Annotated in this window: 1 protein-coding gene; it reads right to left on the bottom strand. The window is 50.9% G+C overall.

The annotated features are described in order from the left end of the window. Positions 1-149: 149 nt before the first annotated feature. On the bottom strand, positions 150-323 hold the full coding sequence (locus ACSZPU_RS26335; RefSeq protein WP_499004575.1) for a con-10 family general stress protein: 174 nt from the start codon (positions 321-323) through the stop codon (positions 150-152). Positions 324-422: the final 99 nt, after the last annotated feature.

Consider the following 422-nt stretch of genomic DNA (forward strand, 5'->3'; position numbering starts at 1 on the left):
GGTTTTGATAACTGGCTTAAAGCTGAAAGCTTTCCGGAACCCCCAGCCTAGCTGGGGGTTTTCTGTGCACAAAAAACCGCCGGGCGAAACCCGGCGGCGAGCAGACGGTTACGGGTTGCGATAACAACCGTCACCACAACGCATGAGCATTAGCTGCTGCGGCTGCCGTGGCTGCTTTTGCCCCCTTTCTTACCAGCTTCCGAGGCACGTTGTGGGTCATTTTTAAAATTCCCCCCACTATGCTGGCCACCTTTACGACCTGTTTCTGATGCTCTTTCACGGTCTTCAGCGAAATTACCTGAACCACCACGATGGTTTGCCATTTCTGACCTCCGGTTGTGTGAAACATTAGGCTGTGTCCCTTAATTGCATAACCTCTTGTAAAACAATCGGATGCAACCCAGCTTGACCATTGAAAGATA

It is taken from the genome of Phytobacter sp. V69 (assembly GCF_965644215.1).
GTDB lineage: Bacteria > Pseudomonadota > Gammaproteobacteria > Enterobacterales > Enterobacteriaceae > Phytobacter.

What these genes read in the sequence shown, in the direction of transcription:
- ACSZPU_RS26335 (WP_499004575.1), bottom strand. Translation starts at nt 323, where the DNA reads ATGGCAAACCATCGTGGTGGTTCAGGTAATTTCGCTGAAGACCGTGAA.